Annotated in this window: 23 protein-coding genes; 14 read left to right on the forward strand and 9 right to left on the reverse strand. The window is 66.2% G+C overall.

The genetic code is table 11. From position 1 onward, the window contains the following. Nucleotides 1–35: 35 nt before the first annotated feature. The 5 genes from solA to ACXR2T_RS12415 all read right to left on the reverse strand — a co-directional run bounded on the left by solA (nt 36) and on the right by ACXR2T_RS12415 (nt 5,196). A complete protein-coding gene (gene solA, locus ACXR2T_RS12395; protein ID WP_458839890.1) occupies nt 36–1,208 on the reverse strand; it encodes an N-methyl-L-tryptophan oxidase in 1,173 nt (390 codons plus the stop codon). Between the two features lie 47 nt (nt 1,209–1,255). Then, a complete protein-coding gene (locus ACXR2T_RS12400) occupies nt 1,256–2,386 on the reverse strand; it encodes a tyramine oxidase subunit B (protein ID WP_458839888.1) in 1,131 nt (376 codons plus the stop codon). Between the two features lie 168 nt (nt 2,387–2,554). Further along, a complete protein-coding gene (locus ACXR2T_RS12405; protein ID WP_458839886.1) occupies nt 2,555–3,094 on the reverse strand; it encodes a TetR/AcrR family transcriptional regulator in 540 nt (179 codons plus the stop codon). Between the two features lie 70 nt (nt 3,095–3,164). Further along, nucleotides 3,165–3,830, reverse strand: a complete 666-nt coding sequence (locus tag ACXR2T_RS12410; RefSeq protein WP_458814642.1) for a potassium channel family protein — start codon at nt 3,828–3,830, stop codon at nt 3,165–3,167. Then, the gene (locus ACXR2T_RS12415) at nt 3,823–5,196 is read right to left on the reverse strand and encodes a TrkH family potassium uptake protein (RefSeq protein ID WP_458814640.1); all 1,374 of its coding nucleotides are present in this window, start codon (nt 5,194–5,196) and stop codon (nt 3,823–3,825) included. The genes ACXR2T_RS12410 and ACXR2T_RS12415 overlap by 8 nt, the downstream gene beginning before the upstream one ends. A gap of 277 nt (nt 5,197–5,473) precedes the next feature. Here ACXR2T_RS12415 and ACXR2T_RS12420 point away from each other — a divergent pair, with 277 nt between their 5' ends. From ACXR2T_RS12420 to ACXR2T_RS12440, 5 genes are all read left to right on the forward strand, one after another. After that, entirely contained in the window at nt 5,474–5,959 is a 486-nt protein-coding gene (locus tag ACXR2T_RS12420) for an ArsR/SmtB family transcription factor (protein WP_458839884.1), read from the forward strand. 130 nt (nt 5,960–6,089) lie between these two features. Continuing rightward, on the forward strand, nt 6,090–6,188 hold the full coding sequence (locus tag ACXR2T_RS12425; protein ID WP_005504750.1) for a 30S ribosomal protein bS22: 99 nt from the start codon (nt 6,090–6,092) through the stop codon (nt 6,186–6,188). An 88-nt stretch (nt 6,189–6,276) separates the two neighbouring features. After that, nucleotides 6,277–6,567, forward strand: a complete 291-nt coding sequence (locus tag ACXR2T_RS12430) for a glutaredoxin family protein (protein WP_458839882.1) — start codon at nt 6,277–6,279, stop codon at nt 6,565–6,567. Nucleotides 6,568–6,642: 75 nt separating this feature from the next. Then, entirely contained in the window at nt 6,643–6,945 is a 303-nt protein-coding gene (locus ACXR2T_RS12435; protein ID WP_458839880.1) for a Dabb family protein, read from the forward strand. A 3-nt stretch (nt 6,946–6,948) separates the two neighbouring features. Next, a complete protein-coding gene (locus ACXR2T_RS12440) occupies nt 6,949–8,472 on the forward strand; it encodes an amino acid permease (RefSeq protein ID WP_458839878.1) in 1,524 nt (507 codons plus the stop codon). A 95-nt stretch (nt 8,473–8,567) separates the two neighbouring features. Here the strand turns inward: ACXR2T_RS12440 and ACXR2T_RS12445 are convergent, their stop codons facing one another. Together ACXR2T_RS12445 and ACXR2T_RS12450 are read right to left on the reverse strand one after the other, a co-directional pair. Further along, nucleotides 8,568–9,917: a flavin-containing monooxygenase gene (locus tag ACXR2T_RS12445; RefSeq protein ID WP_458839876.1), complete on the reverse strand. Its 1,350-nt coding sequence runs from the start codon at nt 9,915–9,917 to the stop codon at nt 8,568–8,570. A gap of 273 nt (nt 9,918–10,190) precedes the next feature. After that, the gene (locus ACXR2T_RS12450) at nt 10,191–11,102 is read right to left on the reverse strand and encodes a LysR family transcriptional regulator (protein ID WP_458839874.1); all 912 of its coding nucleotides are present in this window, start codon (nt 11,100–11,102) and stop codon (nt 10,191–10,193) included. Between the two features lie 134 nt (nt 11,103–11,236). Here ACXR2T_RS12450 and ACXR2T_RS12455 point away from each other — a divergent pair, with 134 nt between their 5' ends. From ACXR2T_RS12455 to ACXR2T_RS12470, 4 genes are read left to right on the forward strand one after another with little or no spacing between them, the layout of a single operon-like run. Further along, nucleotides 11,237–11,725 carry a RidA family protein gene (locus tag ACXR2T_RS12455; RefSeq protein ID WP_458839873.1) on the forward strand — a complete coding sequence of 163 codons (489 nt, stop codon included), beginning with the start codon at nt 11,237–11,239 and terminating at the stop codon, nt 11,723–11,725. After that, nucleotides 11,722–12,399 (forward strand): DUF1028 domain-containing protein, encoded by a 678-nt coding sequence (locus ACXR2T_RS12460; protein WP_458839871.1) that lies wholly within the window; start codon nt 11,722–11,724, stop codon nt 12,397–12,399. The genes ACXR2T_RS12455 and ACXR2T_RS12460 overlap by 4 nt, the downstream gene beginning before the upstream one ends. Further along, on the forward strand, nt 12,392–13,528 hold the full coding sequence (locus ACXR2T_RS12465) for a M20 family metallopeptidase (RefSeq protein WP_458814622.1): 1,137 nt from the start codon (nt 12,392–12,394) through the stop codon (nt 13,526–13,528). The genes ACXR2T_RS12460 and ACXR2T_RS12465 overlap by 8 nt, the downstream gene beginning before the upstream one ends. A 28-nt stretch (nt 13,529–13,556) precedes the next feature. Next, on the forward strand, nt 13,557–14,939 hold the full coding sequence (locus ACXR2T_RS12470; protein ID WP_458814620.1) for an MFS transporter: 1,383 nt from the start codon (nt 13,557–13,559) through the stop codon (nt 14,937–14,939). Between the two features lie 164 nt (nt 14,940–15,103). Here ACXR2T_RS12470 and ACXR2T_RS12475 read toward each other — a convergent pair whose 3' ends face one another. After that, complete coding sequence (locus ACXR2T_RS12475; RefSeq protein ID WP_458839869.1) at nt 15,104–15,811, reverse strand: SDR family oxidoreductase; 708 nt, start codon at nt 15,809–15,811, stop codon at nt 15,104–15,106. Continuing rightward, complete coding sequence (locus tag ACXR2T_RS12480; protein WP_458839868.1) at nt 15,804–18,611, reverse strand: FAD/NAD(P)-binding protein; 2,808 nt, start codon at nt 18,609–18,611, stop codon at nt 15,804–15,806. Before ACXR2T_RS12480 ends, ACXR2T_RS12475 begins: the two co-directional genes overlap by 8 nt. Before the next feature lie 103 nt (nt 18,612–18,714). Here ACXR2T_RS12480 and ACXR2T_RS12485 point away from each other — a divergent pair, with 103 nt between their 5' ends. From ACXR2T_RS12485 to ACXR2T_RS12505, 5 genes are read left to right on the forward strand one after another with little or no spacing between them, the layout of a single operon-like run. After that, the gene (locus ACXR2T_RS12485) at nt 18,715–20,370 is read left to right on the forward strand and encodes a TIGR04028 family ABC transporter substrate-binding protein (RefSeq protein ID WP_458839867.1); all 1,656 of its coding nucleotides are present in this window, start codon (nt 18,715–18,717) and stop codon (nt 20,368–20,370) included. Beyond that, nucleotides 20,367–21,380, forward strand: a complete 1,014-nt coding sequence (locus ACXR2T_RS12490; RefSeq protein WP_458839866.1) for an ABC transporter permease — start codon at nt 20,367–20,369, stop codon at nt 21,378–21,380. Before ACXR2T_RS12485 ends, ACXR2T_RS12490 begins: the two co-directional genes overlap by 4 nt. Next, entirely contained in the window at nt 21,377–22,273 is an 897-nt protein-coding gene (locus ACXR2T_RS12495; RefSeq protein ID WP_458814610.1) for an ABC transporter permease, read from the forward strand. The genes ACXR2T_RS12490 and ACXR2T_RS12495 overlap by 4 nt, the downstream gene beginning before the upstream one ends. Continuing rightward, a complete protein-coding gene (locus ACXR2T_RS12500) occupies nt 22,270–24,141 on the forward strand; it encodes a dipeptide ABC transporter ATP-binding protein (protein WP_458839864.1) in 1,872 nt (623 codons plus the stop codon). The genes ACXR2T_RS12495 and ACXR2T_RS12500 overlap by 4 nt, the downstream gene beginning before the upstream one ends. Next, complete coding sequence (locus ACXR2T_RS12505) at nt 24,134–25,513, forward strand: alkylhydroperoxidase domain protein (RefSeq protein ID WP_458839863.1); 1,380 nt, start codon at nt 24,134–24,136, stop codon at nt 25,511–25,513. The genes ACXR2T_RS12500 and ACXR2T_RS12505 overlap by 8 nt, the downstream gene beginning before the upstream one ends. Nucleotides 25,514–25,608: the final 95 nt, after the last annotated feature.

The following is a 25,608-nucleotide window of genomic DNA, read 5'->3' on the forward strand; positions in this document are numbered from 1 at the left end:
GGGCCGGCCAGGGGCCGGGAGCCAGGGGCTAGCGGCTAGTGGCCGCCGCCCGTGTACGGGCCGAGCACTGCGAGGCGCTCCATGTGCGACTTCAGCGCGAACCGGGGGTCGACGGTCGTGTCCTCGCCCGCGACCAGCTGCGCTGCCCACTCGCCCAGCTGCGGCACAAACTTGAAGCCGTGACCCGAGAGCCCCGCAATCGTTACGATGCGGCCCGAGTCGGTGCGATCGACGACGGGCAGACGGTCTGGCGTGTACGCGCAGTGGTGCACGCTCTCGCGCACGGGCTCGGGGTTGATGCCGTCGAACAGTTCGGCGGCGCGCTGCCCGATACGGATCAGCTGCTCACGCGTGTGGTGCTTGGGCACCTCTGAGACGTCGCGGTAGACGGGCCAGTCGGGGTTCGTGCACGCCTTAAACGCGTAGCCGTCGAAGCTCGGCGCACCAAAGAAGTGCACCGACCCCACGTCGCGCAGAAACACGGGAAACCGCTCGGGTACGAACAGTTCGGGGCGCTCGGGCATAAACCACGTGAGTCCGAGTACCTGCAGGCGCAGCAGCTCGTCGAGCTCGGGCGAGAGCCTGGACGACCATGATCCGGAGGCGACAACGACCCGCTGGGCCAGCCAGGCCCCCTGCGTCGTACGCACGACGACACCGTTCGGGCGCTCTTCAACATCGATCACCGAGGTGTTAAAGAACAGCTGGGCGCCGTTCGCCTCGGCCACGTTGAGGGCGCTCATGATGGCGACCTCGGGGCGCAGGCCGCCGCCGTGCGCGTCGAGCAGTGCGACGTCGCCGTCGTTGATGCGGTGCTGCGGGTACTCGCGGCGCAGTTCGGCCGTGTCGAGCAGGCGGTGCTTCAGATCGAACTCGCGCACCGTGCCGAGTGCGGTCTCGAAGTCAGGAAAGCCCTCGGGTGCGATCGACAGGCAGCCGACCTCGGTGTAAATGTTGCGGCCCGAGTCGGCCTCGAGCTCGCGCCACAGCGAGCGCGAGCGCTGAATCATCGGCACATACGTGCCGCCCTCGTGCACGGCCGTGCGAAACACGCGCGATTCGCCGGCGTATGAGGCGTGTGAATTGACGCGGCCGTACTGCTCAATGCCGACGACGCTTAAGCCCTCGCGCTTGCTCAGCTGCCACAGCGCCATCGCGCCGACGCTGCCCGCGCCGATGACGAGAACATCGGTTTTCTGGTAATCCATGATGGTTCGCTTTCAAATTTGAGTCGGTGAAAAGTAGGGCCGCAGCGCTAGGCGAGCGCCGGCGTCTCCCACAGGTTGAGCGACGTACCGATGCCGAGCTTCACGGCGTTGCGGTACACGTGGGTCGCCCAGGCGACGTCTTCGACGGGCATACCACCCACCGAGAAGATGAACACCTCGTCGTCGTTCTGGCGCCCGACGGCCGAGCCGCCGATGATCTCACCCAGGTCGCCGAACTCTTCGCGCGTCATGCGGCCGTCGTTCACGCGGTCGACGAGGTGCATGCCCCAGATACCCACGGTCTCGTGCACGGGAGAAGGGATCTCTTCGGCCCACGCCTCGTAGATCTTGCGCGCGTCTGCCACGTGGCGGGCGCGCTGCGTGAGCGACTCCTCGAGCGCGAGGTGTGCCGAGCAGCAGATGAACGCGCCGGGCTTGACCCACTCATCGGCCACGTAGGGGTAGTTCTCTGACCCCATCTTGCTGGGCACCGCGATACTCACGATGTCTGAGTCGCGCACCGCCTGCTCCATGCCATCGACCTGCTCGATCGTGGTGATCTGCGGAAACTTCTCGCGCGCCCACGCGATAAACGTGTCGATGCCGCCCTGGCTGCGGCCCGCCACCTTCACGTGGTTGATCTCGGGGCGCACCGCCATGAACGCCTCGAGCGAGGTGCGGTTCATGGGGCCGGGGCCCACGATGCCCACGACCTTCGCGTCTTCGCGGGCAAGGAATCGGGCGCCCACGCCCGGAATCGCGCCGGTGCGGTACGCGCTCAGCAGGTTTGCTGACATGAGCGCGAGCGGGGCGCCCGTGTCTTTGTCGTTGAGCGTGAACATGAGAATCGAGCGGGGCAGTCCGCGCTGCTTGTTCTCGACGTTCGAGCCGTACCATTTGCAGCCGGTCACCTGGTAGTCGCCGCCGAGATAGGCGGGCATCGCCATGAACCGGCGGTCGGGCCCGTCGACGGGCATGCCGGGGTGCGTCTCGGTCTCGGGGAAGTACACCTGCGCACCGTGCGCGTTGTTCTCGGGGCCGGCCATGCGGTAGTCGCCGCGGGCAAACAGGTCGAGCACGTCGGTCATCGCGTCGACGCACGCGGGCATGTCGGTGACCCCGGCTCGAATCATGTCGGGCTCGTTGAGGTACAGAAAATCGATCTTGGTGTCTGGCACGGCTGCGTGTCCCTTCGGTGGTCACCCGGCTGCTGTGCCGGGTGCGGGGCAACAACGCCCCGCGAGTAGCGCCAGCCTAAAACTATCCAAATGGATAGTCAAGTTCGCGCGCCAAATTGCGCGCTCATCTGCGCGCTATTTTCGCGCCGGATCGCCTCCCGGTGCGGACTACGCGGGGATGGCCTGTCTCACGAGCGTGCGCACGTGCTCGAGCGCGGGCGCGGCATCACCGGGTGCCACGAGCTGCTTAAACACGATGCCGTCGAGCGTAAACCAGATGAGGTCTGCGAGCGGGGAATCGTGTACCCCGAGCCTGGCAAGCTGCGCGACGATCGCGTCGCGGTACGCGGTGTAGTGGCGCGTGGCGAGCTCGTGCAGCTCGGGCCGCCTGCGCGCCTCGAGTAGCAGTTCGTACTGAAACGACTGGATCTCGCTCTCGCGTTCTGCGAGCGAATCGATGCCCGCCGCGAAGTCGTCGACGCTGGTGACAGCCTCGACCATGTTTGAGCCCGCAAGGCTCTCGCCGATCGCAAACTCCATGGCCTCGGCGATGAGCTGGTCGCGCGTACCAAAGTGGTGGCGCACGAGCCCGTGCGAGACGCCCGCCTCGGCCGCAACGGCCCGGTATGTGAGCGCGCGCAAGCCACCACCAGCTACCACCACGATGGTGGCGCGAAGAAGCGCCTGGCGCCCCGCTGCATCAGTCATGCCTCGAGCGTAGCGCTTCGGTGCTCACCGGGCGCCCACCAGCAAACCGCCAGTCGCCCACCAGCAGGCGCTAGCCGATCGCCGCGAACCGCTCGACGTCGGCGGCAGTGCCGCTCACGATGATCAAATCGCGCGGCGACACGACGGTGTCTTGGGTCGCGTGTGTAAACGGCTGGCCGGGTGTTTTTACCCCCACCACGGTAATGCGGTAGCGGGTGCGCACCCCGCTCTCGGTGAGCGAGCGGCCTCGAATCGAGCGCGGCGGGTACATCTTCGCGATCACGTAATTGTCGTCAAACTGAATGAAGTCGAGCATGCTGCCGCTGAGCAGGTGGGCGACGCGCTCGCCTGCCTCGCGCTCGGGGTAGATCACGTGATTTACGCCGATACGCTCGAGGATCTTGCCGTGCGACAGTGAAATCGCTTTCGCCCAGATCTGCGGCACCCCGAGGTCGACCAGGTTCGCGGCGATGAGCACGCTCGACTCGATTGAAGCGCCCGTCGCGACGACTGCGATCTGAAAGTCGTCGGCGCCGATCTGTCGCAGCGCCTCCATCGAGCGCGCGTCGGCCTGCACCGCGTGGGTGACGCGGTCGGCCCACTTCTGTACGAGGCCCGCGTCGGTGTCGACGACGAGCACCTCACGGTCTTGACGGTCAAGCTGGCCCGCGGTGGCGGCGCCAAAGCGGCCGAGGCCGATCACAATTACCGGTGCATCACTGCGAATATCAACCAACGATCGGCCTTTCTTCGGGGAGGGTAAACAGCCTTGAACGGCTGGTAGCGGCAACGGCCGCGGCCAGGGTGACGGTGCCCACGCGGCCAGCCCACATGGTGGCCGCGAGCACATACTTGCCCGCATCGGGCAGCTCGCCAGACAGTCCAGTCGACAGCCCGCACGTGCCAAAGGCAGAGATCACTTCAAACAGCACCACGTCGAGAGATCTGCCGGTCATCTGCATGAGTACGACCGTAGAGATGAGAACGATTGTGGCGCCCCAGATGAGCACCGATACCGAAACACGCAGCACCTCGTTGGGGATCCGGCGGTCAAAGACCTGCATGTCTTTGTAGCCGCGAGCCTCGGCGTAGGCCGCGAGAAACAGCACCGCGATGGTCGTCACCTTGATGCCGCCCGCGGTCGAGGCAGAGCCGCCGCCCACAAACATGAGCATGTCCATGACCAGCATGGTCGACCCGTTCATGTCGAGCGGGTCGACAATGCCGAGCCCACCAGAGCGGGTCATCACCGACATGTAGGCCGAGCTGAACATGGTTTGGCCGAGGCCCTCGTTGCCGAAAGTGGCGGGGTTGTTCCATTCGAGGCCCGCGATGACGAGCCAGCCAAACACCACAAAGATGAGCGTGGTCGTGAGGGTTAGCTTGGTGTGCAACCCGAGGCGTTTGTGCGCGCGCCAGCCGCCGCCCACCACGTAGCGGTACAGCGCAAAGATGACGGGAAACCCGATCGCACCGAGAAACACGCCGATGCCCAACACGCTGAGCATGTACATATCGGTCGCGAACATGTCGAGGCCGCCCTTGAGCGGCACGAAACCCGTGTTCGTGAAGGCCGAGGCAGCGAGGTAGAAACCGTTCCACAGCGCGTGCCAGAAATCGTAGCCCGCGGCCATGAGCCGCGGCGTTATGAGTAGGGTCAGCGCCAGTTCGATGACAACCAAGCTCGTGGCGACGGCAGCGAGCAGCCCGCCAATGTCGCCGAGCCCCACAGCCTGGCTCTCTGACACGTCGCGCCCCATGCGCATCGGGTTCGTGTCGCCCGCCGCCATGAGTCGCTGCCGCAGCCCCAACCGCCTGGTCACGGTGAGGCCCAGGATGCTCGCGAGTGTGAGCACGCCGATGCCACCGATCTGCAGGCCCGCCAGGATGACTATTTCGCCAAACAGCGACCAGTGCAACGCCATGTCGACCGTTGAGAGCCCGGTCACACAGATCGCCGAGACGGCGGTGAACAGGGCGTCGGCGAGCGGGGTGATATTGCCGTCGCGGCTGGCGAACGGGAGTGAAAGCAGAGCCGTCCACAGCAGAATGAGAGCGGTAAACACGAGCAGGGCGAAACGCGCCGGCGATGAGTGGATCATGGCGCTGACCCACGCCTTGGGAGCGAGTGCGACAGAGCCGCGACGGCTCAATCTGAGTGCCCTCACTGCAACTTCTTTCTGCGCGCGTGACGTGCGAGACATCGGGGTGTTAGTGGGCGCATACTGCCGCGCCCAGAGGTTTCATCGTACACACGGTGGCGCTCAGTGTGAAGCGGGGCGCCGGGGCGCCGGGGCGCCGGGGCCACGCGGGCGGTGGCCCCGGCTGCGCCCCAGGCCGTAGCCCTGCAAGTCAGAGCGAGTCGACTACGCTTAGGGTATGCCAGACATTTTTGGAGTCATCGCCGACCAGACGCGGCGCGACATCCTGCAGGCGCTGCTTGAGCGACACCGCACCGATGCCGAGATGAGCGTGTCTGAAATCGTGGCGCAGCTCGAGATTAGCCAGCCCACCGTTTCGAAACACCTCAAAGTATTGCGCGAAGCCGAGCTCGTAACCGTGCGTGAAGACGGCCAACACCGCCTCTACTCACTCAACATCGAGCCGCTCGAAATGGTTGAGGACTTTGTGATCCCGTTTCTTACCGCCGGGTTTGATACCGAGGTGACAGTCGAATATCTCTCAGAGTCGGGCGAGCGGCTGGAAGGCCCGGGTGACGTCGATTCGTTTCAAGAGTTTGACGAAGACGGCGACCCATTGCTGCCCGAAGAAGCCTTTGCTGCGGCCGAACGCATGGGGCGCGCGGCCGCTCGCGCCGAGAGTCGTGTAAAGGAACTGGTTGCGCGTTTCAAGCTGCGCGGCTAAGTTTTCGAGCCGATTGGCAACGTTTTGCGGCGAGTTTGCTTGTGAATTCGCGCTTGGGGTTGGCGATCAGGTACGATAAGTGTTTTGTGGGCCCCGAATCCGACGGCCCTTTAGACGTTGTGAGGTGACCGTGGGTTCAGTAATTAAGAAGCGCCGTAAGCGTATGTCCAAGAAGAAGCATCGCAAGCTGCTTCGTAAGACGCGTCACCAGCGTCGCAACAAGAAGTAGTCGAGGCGCGTAACGCGCAATCGATGGTGGGCGTCGAGTCTTTGGACTCGGCGCCTTTTGCTTTGTTCGCCGCGTAGACTTAAGGCTCGTGAGTACAGTTCAGATCACCCTCATTGGCAAACCCGGCTGCCACCTGTGTGACGACGCACGTGCAGTGATCGAGACGGTGCGTGACGAACTAGCAGCGCGCAACGTGGCGACGACACTCACTGAGCTGAACATCCTGAACGACCCGGCACTCGCGCGCAAGCACTCCGAGCACATTCCGGTCGTGCTCATCGGCGCACGCCGCCACGCGATCTTGCGCGTGGACCAGGCAAAACTCACCGCCGCCATCGAGAAGGCTGCGGCGCGGCCGTCGTGGCTGCGTCGGCCGTAACTCGCCACGCTATCGATACTCCCACCTCGAGTCTCGACCTCGTGTCCCGGCTTCGAGCCCACCGAAAGGACCACCATGACCCTGCGTCACATTGTCAACTGGAAGCTCAGCGGCGACACCCGTGAGGCGCGCGACGCCCATGCCACCGAGATCATCGCGGCGCTTACGCCGCTCGCTGAGCTGGTGCCCAGCGTGCGCGCGCTCTCGGTGCACCGCAACGAGCTGTTCGACGGCGACAACTGGGACGTTACGCTCATTTGTGACTTCGACGACGCGGCTGGCCTCGCCGCCTACGCTTCCCATCCGGATCATGTCGCAGCCGGTGCGATCATCAAGGGGCACGCGATCGGCCGCGTCGCCACCGACTTCACGCTGTAGCGCATGAGCGAGACGGGGGAGCAGTGCACCGCAGCCGGGGGCGTGCCGCAACCAGGGGAGCCGACGGCGCAGCCGCGATCAGAGCAACCGCAGCTGAAGCGCAGCCTGCAGGCGCGGCACTTGCAAATGATCGCCATCGGCGGAGCGATCGGCACGGGGCTGTTTCTCGCCTCGGGTGGCACGATCGCGCAGGCCGGGCCCGGCGGCGCGCTCGTCGCGTATGCGGTGATCGGCATCATGGTGCTGTTCGTGATGCAGTCGCTCGGCGAAATGGCGACGCACCTGCCCGTCTCGGGGTCGTTTCAGACCTACGCCACCCGCTATGTGAGCCCCTCGTTTGGGTTTGCGACGGGGTGGAACTACTGGTTCAACTGGGCGATCACCCTCGCCGCCGAGCTGGTGGCTGCTGGCGTGATCATGTCGTATTGGTGGCCGAGCGTGCCTGGCTGGGTGTGGGCGGCGATCTTCCTCGCCGTACTCACCGGGCTCAACGCCATGTCGGCGCGCGCGTTTGGCGAGGGTGAGTTCTGGTTCGCCGCGATCAAAGTGGCGACCGTGCTCGTATTTCTCGTGCTCGGCGTACTCATGATCCTGGGTGTCATGGGCGGCAAAAGCCCGGGGTTCTCAAACTGGACTACCGGTGACGCGCCGTTTGCGGGCGGCTGGCTGTCGATCGTGTCGGTGTTCATGATCGCCGGGTTTTCGTTTCAGGGCACCGAGCTCGTGGGCGTCGCCGCCGGTGAGAGCGAGAACCCGCGCAAGAACATGCCGCGTGCGATTCGCACGATCTTTTGGCGCATCATGCTGTTCTATATCGCGGCAATCGCCATCATCGGGTTTCTGCTGCCCTACACCGACCCGAGCCTCATTGCGTCGGCCGACGGGGGGAGCGTCGCGGCCTCACCGTTCACGATGGTGTTTGAACGCGCGGGCATCGGTGTCGCTGCGGGGCTCATGAACGCGGTGATTCTCACGGCGGTACTGTCTGCCGGCAACTCGGGGCTCTACGCGTCGACCCGTATGCTGCAGGCGCTCGCGGTCGAAGGCAAAGCGCCGCGTGTATTCGCCAGGCTCAACGAGCGCGGAGTGCCCATCATGGCGCTGGCCGCCACCGCCGCGATCGGCATGTTCGCGTTCGTGTCAAGCATCGTCGGCGACGGCGCGGCCTACGTGTGGCTGCTCAACGTTTCGGGGCTGTCGGGCTTCATCGTGTGGGTGGGTATTTCGTGGTCCCACTTCAGGTTTCGCAGGGCGTGGTTGAAACAGGGTCACTCGTTGAAGGAGCTGCCCTATGTGGCGCCGCTGTTTCCGCTCGGTCCGCTGCTCGCGCTGATCGTCATCATCGTGGTCATACTCGGCCAAAACACGCAGGCCGTGATCGACGGCCGCGTACTCGAGGTGGTCTCCTCGTACATCGGCCTGCCCGTGTTCTTGCTCGTGTGGGCGATTCACCGCATCGTGGTGGGCCGCCGCGCAGGCCTTGTGCCGTTGCGTGATGTCGACGTGCGCGGCTTCGACGCAGAATGACGAGGGAAAGGCGCGCCCCCCACCCCGTCATTCTGCGTGAGCTTGCGAATCGCAGAATCCAGTAGGGCTGCTAGGAATCGCTGCGACCTCGCCCGCTACGCGCTCGCGAGCGCGGGGCTCGGCGCGTGGGGCTGCTCGGGCGCTCGGCTGGGTTCTGTGCTTCGCTCCGGATCGCGGGCGGGGTACGCGTTGCCCTGATAGTCCAGGTAACCGAGCTGAATGTCGATCTGATCGGCGAGGTATTTGGCGTCGTGCCACACGCCCCAGATAAAGCTTGAGCCGCGGCGCGACTGCCAGGGCAGCCCCAAGAAGTAGATGCCCGCCTCGCTCGATACCCCGCGCTGCTGCTTCGGTTTGCCGCCCTCGTCGAACGCGTCGACCTTGAGCCAGCTGTAGTCGGTGCGAAACCCGGTCGCCCACACGATCGAGGTGATGCCCGCTTCGGCGAGGTCGACCTCGAGCACGGGGTGGACAACGCACGCTGGATCCGGACCCAGCACGTGGGCCTCGGGCTCCTCAGGCAGATCGAGGCCGTTGCGCGCGATGAACTCGTCGGCCTCGCGCAGGATCGACAGGTAGTTCTCGTCGCCGCGGTGAATATTTGTGGCGAGGTCGGTGCCAAACGTGACGACACCGTTGGCGTATGCGTTTGCGCGCCCGACGAGCGTGATGCCGTTCGCGGCGAGATCACGAAAATCGATGGTGCGGCCGCCGTCGGCGCCGCTCACCGCGATCGTGACGTGCTCGGCGCCCTGCGGGGGCGCAGCGGCCTCCCACTTGCCGAGCACGCCGAGCCACCACACAAAACCGCGGTCGCGGTAGCGCTGCGGTGGGCGGTCGTGGGGGCCGACGGCGAGGTGCACCTCTCGGCCCGACTGCCGCAGCTCATTGGCGATCTGTACGCCAGAGGATCCGGCGCCCACGACGAGTACGCCGCCCGCGGGCAGCTGACCCGGGTTCTTGTACTGACTCGAGTGGATCTGGTGCACGCCCTCGCCCGCGGGCACGAGCGGTGGGATCGCGGGGTTTTGAAACGCGCCGGTCGCGGCGACGACGTAGCGGGCGTGAATCGTGCCCGCGGTAGTTTCGGCGATGTAGCCCGAGCCGCCCTCGTGCTTGGTGACGCTCAGTACCTCGACGCCGCAGCGAACGGGGGCGTTGATCTTCGCGGCGTACGCCTCGAAGTAGGCTGCGACCTGCTCCTTCGTGGCAAACGCGTCGGGGTCGACGTCTGCGAACTCGAGGCCGGGAAACCGGTCGTGCCAGGCAGGCCCGTTCGCGACGAGCGAGTCCCAGCGCTCTGAACGCCAGCGCTCGGCAATGCGGCTGCGCTCGAGCACAATGTGGGCGATGCCCCGTTCGCCGAGGTGCTCACTCATGGCGACGCCGGCCTGGCCCGCGCCGACGACGAGGACTTCGGTGACCTCGATCTCTTGGCTCGACATACTTCGTTCTCCGCTCGAAATAGCTTGAACCCGGCGGGCCCGGCAAACATCGCTGTTTGCGCCGCACAGTTTGCTGCTGTGTGGCCCGCAGTGGGAGCGCATCGTGCGGGCTCCCCGGGTAGTTACAGCAAACATGAACGGGGGCCACGAGGCCAATACAGCTTCGCGGTGCACTGCATCAGTTTTTCTGATGAAGACGCCGTCGCGTATCGGCAAATCACATGGCGGGCCGGGGCGGGCCGGGGCGGGCCGGGGCGGTTCAGCGTGGGGTAGTTACGCGCCCGCCACGATGTCGCGCACCGCCGCGGCGACCGCGTCTGCCCGGGCCGAACGCTCCACCTGTGAGAGGGTCGACGCCGTCACGCCCAGGCTCGGCACTTGATCGCTGATCTCGACGATCGCGGTGCGGTTGCCCGAGTAAGTCTGGTTGATCTGCGGCCGCTGGTTGAGAATGGAGAACCCAAGCCCCGTGGCGACGAGCGACCGCACTGTCTCGTAGCTCGACGTGCGGTACTTGATGTTGGGCGTGATGCCGTGCTGGCGCAGCATGCCTAGAAAGTAGTCGTTGCTATCGGGTAGATCGAGCAACACAAACGGGTCGCCTGAAAGCTCTGCGAGTGCGAGCTCGGTGCGCGCGGCGAGTGGGTGATCAGCGGGCAAAATCACGTGGGGGCGCACGTGCCCGAGCACCTGGTGCGTTATCCCCTCGGCACTCGTGAGGTTGTACATGATCGCGATCTCGGCGCGGCCCCCGCGCAGCGCAGCCAGGCACTCTTCGTAGTCGCCCTCGAGAATGTCGACGGTGAGCTCGGGGTGTTCACGCTGCAGGGCACCCAGTAGCTGCGGCTGCATAAACGGGGCGAGCGTGTTGAAACAGGCGATGGTGATCGACCCGCGCACCTGATCTTGGTCGGCGCGAATATCTTCGATCGCGTCGGTGAGTAGACCAAAAATGCGGTGCGTGTCGCGCAGCAGGCTCTCGCCAGCCTTCGTCAGTATGAGCCCCTTCGAGTGCTGTCTGATGAAGAGGGCGGCGCCGAGCGACTTCTCGAGGTGCGAGATCGCCGTCGACACGGCCGACTGGGCAACGTGCAGATTGAGGCTGGCCGCGGTCATGTTGAGCGTCTTCGCGCACTCGGCGAAGTAGCCCAGCTGGGTGAGGGTAATGGCGAAGCGTTGCGTCATTGCGAGCGTCCTAACAGTCAATCTGATTTACTGATGACCTATTTATGTTTTGACTATTTTACAGATACTTATGCACCCCGAACAATAGTCGTGAAGCGCAATTAGCGCACCACCCACTCGACGAGGAGAACCACGTGGCTGAGCCGACGCATCTGCGGTTGAGAATGTTCAACACCAAAGAAACGTACCCCGAGCAGAACCTCGACAACGACCTCTGCCAGGCCGTCGTAGCAAACGGCGTCGTCTACCTGCGCGGCCAGATCGGGCAAGACCTCGAGACCCGCGAGTCGGTGGGCATCGGTGACGTGACCGCGCAAACCGAGCAGGCCATGGCCAACATCAAGATGCTGCTCGAAGAAGCCGGCAGCAAGCTCGCAGACATCGTCAAAGTGACGATCTACATCATCGACCCGCGCTACCGCGAAGACGTGTACCGCACCGTCGGCAAGTGGCTCAAGGGCGTCTACCCAGTCTCGACCGGCATCGTCGTGCAGGCGCTCGCACGCCCCGAGTGGCTCGTCGAGATCGACGCCACCGCCGTGATCAGCGAAGCGCCCACCGACGCGCCCACCGACGCGCCCACCGACGCGCCCACCGACGCGCACAGCGAGGTGACGAAGTGACCTTCTCACTCATTCTGCGCGACCCCGCCACCGGCGAGTTTGGGGCGGCCATCTCGTCATCATCACCCGCGGTCGCCGCCCGCTGCCTCAACCTCGCCGACGGCGTAGGCGCCGCCAACTCACAGAACGTGACTGACCCGAGGCTCGGGCCCAAGCTCATCAATGAGCTTCGATCCGGATCGAGCGCAGCAGAAGCGCTCGCCGCCGTGGTCAGTGCGGCAGACCCCGAGACGATTGATTACCGGCAGCTGCTCGTGCTCGATCATGAGGGCCGCGCGGCGGTGCACTCGGGCGGGCGTGCGCTGGGCATCTTCGGGTCGGCCGTGCGCGAGAATGCCGTCGCCGCGGGCAACATGCTCGCGAGCCTCGACGTGCTCGACGCGCTCGTCGACACCGCGCTCGCGACCGGCGGCCGCATCGAGGAGCGGCTGTACGCCGCGATGCAGGCGGCGATGGCCGCGGGCGGCGAAGAGGGCCCGGTGCACTCGGCCGGTCTCGCGGTCGTGAGCGACGCCGGTTGGCGCGTCACCGACCTGCGCGTCGACTGGCACGAAGCGCCGATCGACGAGCTGGGCCGTGTCCTCGCCGAGTGGCTTCCGCAGCGCGACGACTACGTGCACCGCGGCCTCAACCCGGTCGTAGCGCCATCGTACGGGGTGCCGGGCGATGAGTAGCGAGCTGAAGGCGCGCGTGCGCGAGCGGTGCTCGGCCGTGGATGCTGAGTTGGTTGCGCTATCGAACCAGCTGCACGCAGACCCCGAGCTGGGGTGGCAAGAGCACCGCTCGTCGGTCGCCGTCGCCGCGGTCCTCGCGGCACACGGATTCGAGATTGAGCAGCCCTACCTTGGGCTCGAAACCGCGTTTCGTGCGCGGTTTGGGGCGGGCGAATTCACGGTCGGGTTTATGGCCGAGTACGACGCGCTGCCCGGCCTCGGCCACGCCTGCGGGCACAACCTGATCTCGGCGATGTCGGTGGGCGGCGCCCTCGCGCTCGCCGCGGTTGCCTCCGACCTGGGCGTCAGCGTTGAGGTCATCGGCACCCCCGCCGAAGAGGGTGGCGGCGGCAAGATTGAGCTGCTCGAGCGCGGTGCGTTTCAGAACCTCGACTTCGCGCTGATGGCGCACCCCGCCCCCGTCGACGTGGCCGAGGCCCGGCCGTTTGCCGTGGCGCACTGGCACGTACAGTTCGACGGCAAGGCAGCGCACGCGGCCGCCTACCCTGAGCGGGGCGTCAACGCGAACGACGCGTTCTTGATCGCGCAACTCGCCATATCGCTCTTGCGGCAGCAACTGCCCGCATCGGTGCGAGTGCACGGCGTGCAGACCCGCGGGGGCGAAGCCCCCAACGCGATCCCCGAGCGCACTGAGGGCCGCTGGTACGTGCGCGCCGACACGATGGAGCAGCTGCTCGAGCTTGAAGAGCGCGTGCTCAAGTGCTTCGAAGCGGGCGCGCTCGCGACGGGCGCGAAGCTCACGGTGACTCCAGAAAGTGCGCGATACGCCGAGATGCGCACCGACGAGGCCGCCCTCGACTTTTACCGCGCCAACGCGGTCGCACTCGGCCGCGACTTCAACGTCAGCCCCGAAGCGGCGACCATGAACCGCGCGTCGACGGACATGGGCAACGTGTCCCAGGTTGTCAACGCCATTCACCCCTACATCGGGGTCGGCGGCACCGCCAGCAACCACCAGCTGGAATTCGCCGCCGCCTGCGTGGGCGACACCGCCGAGCAAACCCTGCGCGATGGCGCGCTGGCGCTCGCGTGGACCGCCCTCGACGTCGCGCTCGCGCGCCGCGTCTAGATCACTGAAGGTACGAAGGAGTACATCAATGTCCAACTCGCAACCCATGCGCGAGCTCTCAGAGCTCGTCGATAAGAAGAGTCTGCGCAAGAGCGTTGTCGCAGGCTCCATCGGTGTGTTTGTGCACTGGTTCGACTGGGCGGTGTATGCCTACCTGGCGGGCACCATTGCAGTCGTGTTCTTCCCCGAGTCGAATAGCACGACGGGTCTGCTGGCCGCGTTTGCCGTGTTCGCGGTGTCGTTTCTGGTACGGCCTATTGGCGCGATCATTTTTGGCAGGCTCGGTGACCGACTGGGGCGCAAGCAGACGCTCTCAGTTGTGATCCTGGCGATGGCGATCTCGACGCTGGTGCTCGGACTGCTGCCGGGTTATGACACGATCGGATTGGTCGCCCCGATCCTGCTCATCGCGACGCGCGTTGTGCAGGGGCTCGCCGCGGGCGGCGAGTTTGGCAGCGCAGCCGCGTTCTTGGGCGAATTCTCGCCGGCGAAGCGTCGCGGCTTTGGGGTGAGCTGGCTCGAGTTCGGTAGCTTGCTCGGGTTCTTGGCGGCCTCGTTCGTGGTGTTCCTGCTGAACGTTGCCTTCGACCACGCGCAGATCGTTGAGTGGGCCTGGCGTATTCCGTTCTTGATTACGGTGCCGCTCGGATTCATTGGCCTATACATTCGACGCAAGATCGAAGACACCCCAGAGTTTGAGCAGCTGAAGCAGCTCGAGACGGTCTCTCACGCTCCCGTACGTGAGGTGTTCAAGCGCAACAAACGCGAGTTCATTCAGACCTGCGGCATGGAAATCTTCATGAACGTGACCTTCTACGTCGTGCTGGTCTACCTGCTCACGTATCAAGAGGTCTACATTGGCTTTGACGCTGGCCGGGCCGCGCTGCTGTCAACGATGGCATCTGCGCTGGGTCTCATTGTTGTGCCGCTCGCTGGCATGGCCTCGGACCGATTTGGGCGCAAACCCGTGTTGATGACGGCGGCGATTGCACAGACGCTCCTCTCGGTGCCGCTGTTCTTGCTCATGGGCCAGGGCGGTGAAGTCGCGGCGTTCGCATCCACTCTCGGTTTGGCGCTCATTCTTGCGATCATCCTGGGCACTCACGCGGCGACCGTGGTAGAGCTTTTCCCCACACGCACCAGGCAGACGGGGCTTTCGATCGCGTATGCGCTCACCGCCGCGCTCTTTGCGGGCACCTCGCCCTACATCCTCACGTGGCTCCTTGAGATCACGAACAACATGTTGGTGCCCGGTTACTTCCTCACCGCGGTGGGGGTCATCGGCATCATTACCGTCGTTTCGATTCCCGAGACGCGCGGCACCTCGCTCATCAAGCCGCAAGATCTCGAGACAGCGACGGTGCAGTTGCCGGTCGAGCTGCTGGAGCCGAGCGCGGGCGACCGAAACTAGTCGTGGAGGGCCGCCGCGCAGGCCTTGTGCCGTTGCGTGATGTCGACGTGCGCGGCCTCGACGCCTAACTGCCCAGGCTCGCCCCTAACTGATAAATACTTGGCGCTTGTTGTGGTTTCTTACCTAAGAAACCACAACAAGCGCCAAGTATTCGCGTGTGCAGGCTACAATCTCGCGATTTCGCGGCGCGGGCGCACCACCACGTCGGTAATCTGCACGTCGGCGGGCGCGTCAACTACGTAGCGCACCGCGGCCGCCACCGACTCTGGCCGTATGTAGAGCTCGGGCCGGTACGCCGCCTCGCCGACCATGCCGCGCAGCATTGCCGTGTCGGTCTGGCCCGGCGCGACGGTCGCCACGCGCACGAAGTGCGGCTCTTCGTCGATGCGCAGCACGTCGGCCACGGCCTTGAGCGCGTGCTTGCTCGCACAGTACAGCGCGCTGCCCGGCACGGGCCGCGTGCTCGCCCCCGATCCGATGAACACGACCGCACCCCGCGACGCGCGCACGAGCGGCAGCACCGCCCGCGTCAAGAGCGCCGGAGCGGTCACATTCACCGCCAAAATCTGCTGCCACGCTGACTCGTCAGCATCGGCGACGCTCACGTTGTTGCCGATCGCGGCCGCGTGCACGAGCACGTCGAGCCGATCGAGCGTCGCCACGCGCGCCGCCACGGCCGCGGAGTCGGTCAGCTCGAGCTCCCAGCCGGTCGCCCCGTCGCCCGCTTCGGCGACGGCCGCCGCGAGCCGCGCAGCGTCTCGGCCCACCAAAATCACGCGGTGGGTGCGGCCCAGGTCGCGCGCGATCTCGCGCCCCATACCGCCCGAGGCTCCGGTGACGAGCGCGACCGGCCGCTCTGATTCGTTACGCATGCAAAACTCCTTCTCGAGGCGCTGCCAGCGGCAGCATGGCGCGTGAGTGACGTGCGATCCGGATCGCGCTTCGCGCCACCCGATCAGTCTCTCGCAATAGTGGTGGGTCGGTACCCGGCATGGGGCTAATCACGGTGTCGTGCAGGGTCTGGTCGGCCGGAATCCCCGCGACGTGCACCGCAGCGTCAAGGGTTCCGTCGGCGTGCACGATGCGCCCCGACGCGGGGTCGACGTCGAAGCCGCCCGTCGACACACTCTGCGGGGCTTTGCTGTCGACATCGGCGCTGGCATGAGCACTGGGATCGACGTTGGCATCGAGGTTGGGGCGGGTGCCGTCGCCGGCGCTGGCCTCGGCACGGGCAGCGCGAGATTTCACGTGAAACGACCGGGCGCGGCCCGCGCGCAGTAGTCCCAGGGCGACGGGGTCGGCCGACTGATCGAGCGAGTGAAAGTGCATCCACGCATCGACAAGGGCGGTCGCTTCGACGCGTGACCCGGCCACGAGCGGCGACTCGGCGGTGAAGTGTGCGGTTGTCACGCGTGTGGCGGGGGAGCCGTTCTCGCCCGTCACAGTGCCTGCAATTGTGCCTGCAATCGTGCCTGCACCCGCGGCTCCGAGAATTGTCTCGGTAGCGACTTCAACGGTGGCCGCGGGGCCGATAAACCGCACAAGCCCCGCGGCGCTGAGCGCGAGCAGCTGCCGGTTGCGAAATGCGGGCGGGCCCGAGCCGACCATGCCGCCGACCTCAAACAACAGCTTGAACCCCGAGACACGTGACTCGGCGTCGAATCCGCCGAGTGAACCGATGCGGCTCGCGACCGCCCGGGCCGCGCTGATCGACCATAGCCCGGCCTTCACGGGGCTGTCGACGCCCAGCTCAGCTTCGTGCAGGTCGTGCGCGACGCGGCCGCGCACCCACGCGTCAAACTCGCCGGGTGACGCAAACTGCTCGTGCACGGGCGCCGCTTCACCCGCGAGATCAAACCGCAGCGCCTCGTCGGCAATAAACGGCTCGACCACCCGCGCCATGTGCTCGATCGTGTCGAGCAGCGATGCAGTGGCAGCGGCAGTACTTGCACAGGCACCGAGTTCTGCGTCGCGTTCAAGCACCGCCTGCTCGAGCGCGGTTTCGAGCACAGCTAGCTCATCCACGGAGCCCGGGCGCACGCGTTCGAGTGTGGTGGCGTGGTCGAGAAAGGCGTCTGCGACAATGCGCGGCCACAGCCTGCGGTCAAAGTTGATGGGGCGCGGTTCGTGGGCCCAGTCCACGCCGCGCAAGAATCGCTGCGAAGGCCTGGGTGGCAGGCCGCCGTACAGCGACTTTGAACGAAACGGAACACCGCGGCGTGACGTCACGTGTACGACGGGCTCGGCGCCGCTCGCCATGTAGCGCAGGCCGCCCGGGGCACCAGCGTCGTCGACAAACCGACCGCCACGGCCAAGCGTTAAGAGCGAGAGCGTGTCAAAAAAGCTCATGCCGAGCCCCCGCATAATGACGGATTGGCCCGCAGGGATGGCCGAGAGATCCTGCTCGATCGGGCTCGCCGGCCGCACCCAGATCGGGGCTGAAGGGCGGGCGGTTAGGCCCATACCGGAGGTGGGTGCAGTACCTACGGTGGGGGTGCCGCTGGCAGCGGAAGCACCGCCTGCGTCGGGCTCACTGTTTGCGGAGGGCTCGCTTTCTGCAGTCTGCGCACCCATCTGATCTGACAGCGCTCGCTCAGCCCGCGTCTCGGCCACGGGCAGCCAACCGGTCGAGAGAATCACCGCGTCGGCGACCACGGTGGAGCCGTCGTCAAGCGTCAGCCGCTCACGTTCCGTCGAAAATCCGTCGCAAGAGGCACCGACATCACCGACATCACCGACATCACCGCGGTCGTTGAGGGCACCGTGGTCACTGAGATCACCGAGGTCACTGAGATCACTGAGCTCACCGAGGGTGCCGATGCCGCTGAGGTCGCCAATACCACCCGTATAACTGGTGACGCGTGCAACGTCGGTAACGCGGGCCCGGTGTCTGATCACCCGCACCCACGCGGGTAGGAGCGCGAGGGCGCGGTCGAAGCACCACGCGAGGTACTCGCCGTAGAGCGCCCGGCTCGGGTGCGACTCGGGCCGCATGTCGGCGAGCTCTTCGGCGTAGTCCTCGGCGACCCCGGCGCGCACTGGATGCGCTAGAAATTCGTCAACGTGCGTGACGGGAATCCCCGTAAGCACCGAGTCAGAAAAATATGCGCGGGTTGTTCCGCTTATGGGACGGTCTAAAGCGGAAGAACCCGCGCATATTTTGGAGGTGGCGGAGGTGGCGGAGGTGGCGGAATGGCTAGGGGTGGCCGAAAGGTTGGAAGCGGCCGACGAAATGGCGGCGGCCCCGGCCGCGCCAACCGCGCCAACCGCGCCAACCGCGCCAACCGCGCCAACCGCGCCCACCGCGCCCACCGCGCCCGCCGCCCCCACCGCGCCGACCTCACGCACAAGCACCGCCCACTCGTATAGCGTCGGCCCCTCGCGCACCGGCCCCGTGATCGTCGCGCCCGGCTCAGTGAACAACGTAACCGCGTGGGCGAGCGTGTTCATGCACAGGTCGCGGGGCTGATCAGTGCGCCAAATGCGGCCGGGGCCGTGCGGGGCATCGTCGATGACATGAATGTGAAGCCCGGCGGCGAAGCCGCGATCCGGACCCTGGTCGATCGAATCAGCAGAAAGATGCGCGCCGATGCGCTCTAACAGGGACGTGCCGCGGGGGCCAGCGCCCACGACCGCGATCGACGGGGTGGGCGATACATGTTGCTCGTTCATGGCGTTGTGTTACACCGTCGCTTTCATTGTTGTTATGCCAGACATAACAATAGCTTCATTGCGCGGAGCAGATCGAGCGCCGCTGTCACAGAACGGAACACTCATGAATAAGCGTCACTTCTCGTTACTCACCGCCCTGGCGGCGGCGGCCACCGCAGGCGCGATGGCGCTCACGGGCTGCTCAGCGGGCGGGGCAGGCGGCGGGGGTGCGGCGGCAAACGCGGCGGGCGAGAACACCCTCACCTACCTGGAACCACTGACGTGGAACGCGCTGTATCCGCCGTCTGGTGGGTTCTACCCCAACGGCGGCGTGCTGAACCAGATCACCGATCGGCTGCTCTACCAAAACCCCGAGTCGCTCGAGCTCGAGCCGTGGATCGCGGCGGCCCTGCCCGAGGTGAACGCCGACGCGACCGAGTACACGTTCACACTGCGCGAGGGTGTCACCTACTCAGACGGCACCCCGCTTGACGCCGAGAACGTGGTCAAAAACTTTGATCTGTACGGCAAGGGAGACACAGAGCGCGCGCTGCCCGTGTCTGAAGCGATCAACAACTACGACCGCGGCGAGGCAGTCGACGAACACACCGTCAAGTTCTTCTTCACCGCGCCCTCGCCGGGCTTTGGACAGGCGGTCTCGACGATCAACTCGGGGCTCGTCTCAAACGAGACGCTCGATCGCTCGCTCGAAGAGTTTGGTCCGGGCAACGCGACCGAGATCATCGGCAGCGGCCCGTTCGTCGTCGCCGACGAACAGCTGGGCAGCGAGTTGTCGCTCGACGCGCGCCCCGACTACGACTGGGCGCCCGCCTCGCGCACACACCAGGGTGCGGCCCTCGTCAACAGCGTGGATATCATCGTCGCGGGCGAAGACAGTGTGCGCGTGGGCACCGTCGTCGCAGGTCAGGCAGACATCGCTCGCCAAATTCCCGCGCCCGACGAGCCACAGTTTCAGGCCGCGGGGCTCGGCCTCTTGGCCGCCCCCACCAACGGCGTGACGAACAGCTTGAACTTTCGCCCGACGAATGAACTTGTCCAAGACGTAGATGTGCGCCGCGCAATCATCGCGGGCATCGACCGGCAGGCGATCGTCGACACGCTCTTCAGCGACAGCTACCCGCTCGCCACCGGCATTCTCGCGAAGACCGCCGCAGGCTACACCGACACCTCGAGCTTCTACGAGTACGACCCGGCTCAGGCCGCCAAACTGCTCGACGACGCCGGGTGGAAGAAGGGCGCAGACGGCGTACGCGAAAAAGACGGTGCGAAGCTCAGTCTGACCTTCAACGAGGCGCAGCCGCAGCCCCGTTCGAAAGAGGTGATCACGCTGATTCAGGAGCAGCTGGCCCCGCTCGGCGTTGAAGTCAACCTGTTCGCCGGTGACTACGCTGCGCAAGAAGAGGCGGGCCGTGACCCCGGCACGATCCAGGTGTACCACTCGATGGTCGGCCGCGCAGACTACGACGTGCTCAAGTCGCAGCTGCACACGAAGAACCGCAACGTGCTGCGCCAGCTTGCCCCGACGGGCGAAGTGCACGACGCGAAGCTAGACGAACTGCTTGAACAGATCGCTTCGGTACCCACGAGCACCGAACGACAGCAGGCCTCCGCCGCCGCGCAGCAGCACATCGCCGAAAACGCATACGTGCTGCCGCTGTTCGAGGAGCCGCAAACGTACGGTGTGCGCGGTGGCGTTGAAGGCTTTACAACAGAAGCCGTCGGCCGGCCCTCCTTCTACGACGTCAGCCTGAACCAGTGAGCCTGGCCTTCCTCGCGCGGCGCATCGGGCAGGCGCTCGCCGTGCTCGCGCTCGCCTACACCGGCGCGTTCGTGCTTTTGCAGGCGCTGCCGGGCGACGCTGTGATGGCGCGCTTCGGGAGCCCAGATCTGGGGCTCACCACCGAGCAGCTCGCCGAGATCAGTGCAACCTATGGCGCCGACGAGCCGCTCTTCACCCGCTACTTCGCCTCGCTTGCGGGGTTCTTGACGGGCGACCTGGGCACGTCGGTCGCGAGCGGCGCGCAGGTGTCGGCGCTGCTCGCCGAGGCCCTACCGCAGACCCTCACGCTCGCGGTAATCGCAATGACGGGCGCGATCTTTCTCGCCGTCACGATCGCCTTTACCGCGAGCTTTGGCCGCGGCCGGCTGCTGCGCAACGCGGTGCGCAACCTGCCGCCCCTGTTCGTGTCGCTGCCCGTGTTTTGGATCGGCATCGTGCTGATTCAGGTGTTCTCGTTCAAGCTGGGCCTCATCCCCGTGATCGGTGCGACCCCCGGCCAAGCGCTCGTGCTGCCCGCGATCACGCTCATGATTCCCATCGCGGCGCCGCTTGCGCAGGTGTTTCTGCGCAGCATTGACGAGGTACGCGAGCAGCCGTTCGTGAACGTGGTGCGGGCCCGCGGGGCGAGCACGTCGTGGCTGCTGTGGCGCAACGTGGCCCCGAACGCGCTGCTGCCCGCGCTCACCATGGCGGGGCTGCTGTTTGGCGAGCTCGTGGGTGGCGCGATCGTCACCGAGGCCGTGTTCGGCCGCGTCGGCATCGGCAGCCTCACCGCGCAGGCCGTCGCCCAGCGCGACACCCCGGTGCTGCTCGCGATCGTCGTCATCGCCGCGGCCGTGTTCGTGACGATCAACCTGGTCGTCGACCTGCTCTACCCGGTGCTTGACGCCCGGCTGCGGTCCGAAAAGCCCGGCGACAAGGCTGGTAACAAAGCCAGCAAGTCTTCTCGCTCAAGTGCTGAGCCCGCTCTCGAAGGAGCTACGTCATGACCGCCACCGTGTCAGTTTCTGAACAGGCTCCTGCGCACTCTGCTGCGCAATCACCCGCTCTCGCGGGTTCCGGATCAGGCCGAGCGGCGCTCACCCGGCTGCGTGCCACCGCCGGGTTGGTGCTGCCCGCCGCGATCCTGCTCGTTGCGATCGCGTGGGCGCTCGCGCCGGGGCTGTTCACGTCGGTGAGCCCCACCGAGCAGGTGGGGGCCGCGCTGCAGGCGCCGGGCGCGGGCCACTGGTTTGGCACCGACGCGACTGGCCGCGACGTGTACGCCCGCGTGATTTACGGGGCATCGCAGTCGATCACGGCGGCGCTGATCGCGGTGCTCGTGGGGCTCGTCGCGGGGTCCCTCATCGGCGTGACGGCGGGGGCGACCGGCGGGCTCGTGGACGATGCGCTGATGCGAGTCGTCGACGTGCTGCTCGCGATTCCGACCCTCTTGCTGTCGCTCAGCGTGGTCATCTTGCTCGGCTTCGGCACCGCGAACGCAGCGATTGCGGTGGGCGTGACCTCGGTCGCGGTATTTGCTCGGCTTGCGCGAGCACAGGTGGTCAGCGTGCGGGCGAGCGAATTCGTCGAGGCCGCCTACGGTTCGGGCGGCACATTCTGGGGCGTCCTGTGGCGGCACGTGCTGCCGAACTCGGTGACCGCGGTGATCGCGCTCGCCGCCCTGCAACTGGGCTCGGCCATTCTGCAAATCTCGACCCTCGGATTTCTCGGCTACGGGGCGCCGCCGCCCACCCCCGAGTGGGGGCTGCTCATCGCAGAGGGCCGCAACTATGTCGCCACCGCCTGGTGGCTGACCGTCTTACCAGGGCTTGTCGTGGTGCTTGTGGTTGTTGCCACGAACCGGCTCAGCCGCTTCATCGAACGAGGAGAGAACTCATGAGCTTGGACCTCTCGCACACCCGCGATCTTGCCGTCACCGCGGCTACGGAATCATTGGGCACACGTGGCCGTGATCCGGAGCGTGATTCTTTACCCGATCCGGCCGCGAGCGAGGCGCGCGCCGGGGGTGCTGACGCGGCACCGCTGCTTTCGATTCGTGACCTCGCCGTGCAGTACCGCACCAGCGCGGGCGTGGTCGACGCGGTGCGCGGCGTAAGCCTGGACCTCACCGCGGGCGAGGTGACAGCGGTCGTGGGGGAGTCAGGCTCGGGCAAATCGAGCGTCGCACAGGCCGTGATCGGGCTGTTGCCGGCGAACGGGCGCGTGGTGCGCGGCAGCATTGCGTTCAATGAGCGCAGGGCCGGCGTCACCGAGCTGACCGGGCTCGCTGAGCGGCACTGGCACGACCTGCGCGGCCGCTGCATTGCGCTGATTCCGCAGGATCCGCAGGGCTCGTTGAACCCCATCGCGACGATCGGGGCGAGCGTCGCCGAGTCACTGCGCCTGCATGGCTGGCGCGACCGGGCGAAGGTGCGGGCCCGCGTCATCGAGCTGCTCGAACAGGTGGGCATCGACGACGCCCCCAGGCGTGCGAAACAGTACCCGCACGAGCTGTCGGGCGGCATGAAGCAGCGTGTTCTCATCGCGGCGGCGATCGCTTCGACTCCCGAGCTGATCATCGCCGACGAACCGACGAGCGCGCTCGATGTGACCGTGCAGCGCACCGTGCTCGACCTGCTCGACGACCTGCGCCGGGAACAGGGCACGGGCGTGTTGTTCATCACGCACGACCTAGCGGTGGCGGCCGACCGCGCGGACACCGTTGTCGTGATGCGCGGCGGCGCCGTCGAGGAGACCGGGCCGGCGGCGCGCGTGCTGTCTGCCCCCTCTGCTGAGTACACGCGGCAGCTCATTGCCGATGCCCCCGCTTTTGGCAGGGTGGTCTCGCGCGGTGTGGGTCGTACTGCGCCCTCGTCATCGTCTGCGTCTTCCCCAACGTCATCCTGCGCAAGCTTGCGAGTCGCAGGATCCACACCGCTCCCGCCCACCACGCTGCTCGAAGTAACTGGTCTACGACAGGAGTTTCGTGGGCCCCGCGGCGAGACACCGTTTGTCGCGGTTGGAGATGTGAGCTTCACGGTGCCGCGCGGCACCACACACGCGATCGTGGGGGAGTCTGGCTCAGGTAAAACCACGACCGGCCGCGCGATTGCGGGGCTCGCCCGCCCCACGGCAGGAAGCATTCGCGTGCTTGCAGCCGCAGAGGTCGAAGTGACCGGCCTGGCGGGGGCCGCGCTGCGGGAGTATCGCCGCACCACCCAGCTGGTGTACCAAAACCCGTACGCATCCCTCGACCCGCGCCGCACCATCGGCCAGACCCTCGCCGAGCCGCTGCGCAACTTCAACATTGGTACGCGCCGCGACGCGGGGGCGCGGGTAGCGAGCGCCCTCGAACTGGTAGCACTGCCCGCCACCTTCGCGAAGCGTAAACCCCACGAGCTCTCGGGCGGGCAGCGGCAACGGGTGGCGATCGCCCGGGCCCTCATCGTCGAACCTGAAATGGTCGTACTCGACGAAGCGGTGTCGGCGCTCGATGTGACCGTGCAGGCGCAGATCTTGCGGTTGCTCGCCGACCTGCAGCGGGAGCTGGGCCTCACCTACGTGTTCATTTCACATGACCTCGCCGTGGTGCGGCAGATCTCTGACACGGTGTCGGTGCTACAGCGCGGTCGGCAGGTCGAGCACGGCAACGCAGAGCAGGTGTTCACGCGGCCGCAGCACGACTACACCAGGCAGCTGCTCGGCGCTATTCCGGGCCGCGGCAGAACAGCCTCAACACTCACACTGATAGGAAACTCCAATGACTGACACCCTAACCGTGCCAACGGCAGCTCATCACCCGGAAGCCGCCGAAGGTGCAGATACCACGGGACTCCCCGACATCATCGATGCGCTCGCCGCCGTCACACCTGGCAGCGCTGCAGACCTCGCCCGGGCGCGCAGGCCCGAGGCACGCAGCCACGCCCAGGGCAGCTTCACGGCGCTGTTCGTGCCCGCGCCAGACACCGCCCAAGAGGTGACGCTGGCCGAGCGCGCTGCCGTCGCACTCTTCGTGGCGCGGCTGCACGAGCAGCCCGCGGCGGCCCGATTCTATGGGGCGCTGCTGCGTGAAACGGGCGGCGGCCCGGGCCTCGAGCCGCTCATTGTGGCCGAGGCGCGAAACGCGGCGGGCACCGGCCCCTATGGCACGTTTCATGCCGACAACATGACCGAAAGCGTCGCGGGCCCGGTGTATTCGGTGGACTCGGTCGAAGCCGCCTACGCGTTGGGGGACAGGCTCGCAGCGGCTCTCGAGCACGCGCACCTGCTCGTGCTGCACCCTCGCGATGCGAGCCGGGAGCACCTGGGCCGGCTACTTGAGGCTGGCTGGAGCACGACCGGTATCGTCACGCTCTCACAGTTGGTCGCGTTCCTCACCTTCCAACTGCGGGTCGCGGAAGGAATCCGGGCAATAGCGCACGGCGCTGGTGCTGCCCGAGACCTTGAACAATTGGCGCGCGAGGTGGCTGAGGCAGCGAGGCACCGATCCGGAGCGGGTGGGGAGCAACCTGTCTCGGTGCGCGAAGAGCTGCCGACGGCGCCCCGCGTGACCCAGCCGCCGCGCTTCACGCGCGAGGCGCTGGGATGGAAACCGTGGCTCACACCGCTGCCCGCGGCCGAATTTACCGAGCGGCATCATGCCGCACTCATTGAGCCGGATCGCATTCACATGCCGTACTTTCGGCTGTTGGCGCGTGACCCCGAGGCGCTGCGCGAACGCACGCTCACCGACCTCGACATTTTCTTCAACACTGATGCGGGGCTGCCGCGGGCCGAACGCGAGATGGCGGCGGCAGCGTCATCGCGGTTCACGGGCTGCGTGTTTTGCGCCTCGGTGCATGCGCGGGCAGCGGTCGAACAGGGGGCGGCTGCGGGCGATATCGATCGGCTGCTGGGTGAGGGTGTGAGCGGGTTTGCGTGGGCTGGGGGTGCTCCGGCGAGCTACGGGCCCAGATGGGACGCAATTATTGGTGCGACGATCGCACTGACACAAACACCGAGCCGGCTGGGTGCGTCAGAGGTCGCGGCGCTCACCGCGGCGGGCCTTGACGACCTCGAGCAGCTCGACGTGGTGCAGGCGGGGGCTTTCTTTAACTGGGCGAATCGGCTGATGCTGTCGCTGGGGGAGCCGACCGAATAGCAGGCACGGGCCTTTACCGCCCTCTCGCGCGTGCCGCTTTTAGCTGAAGCTCTGCGGGAGTTGCTATTGACTGTCAGCTTTTGGTTGTCATCCTG

This window comes from Leucobacter faecis (assembly GCF_054456635.2).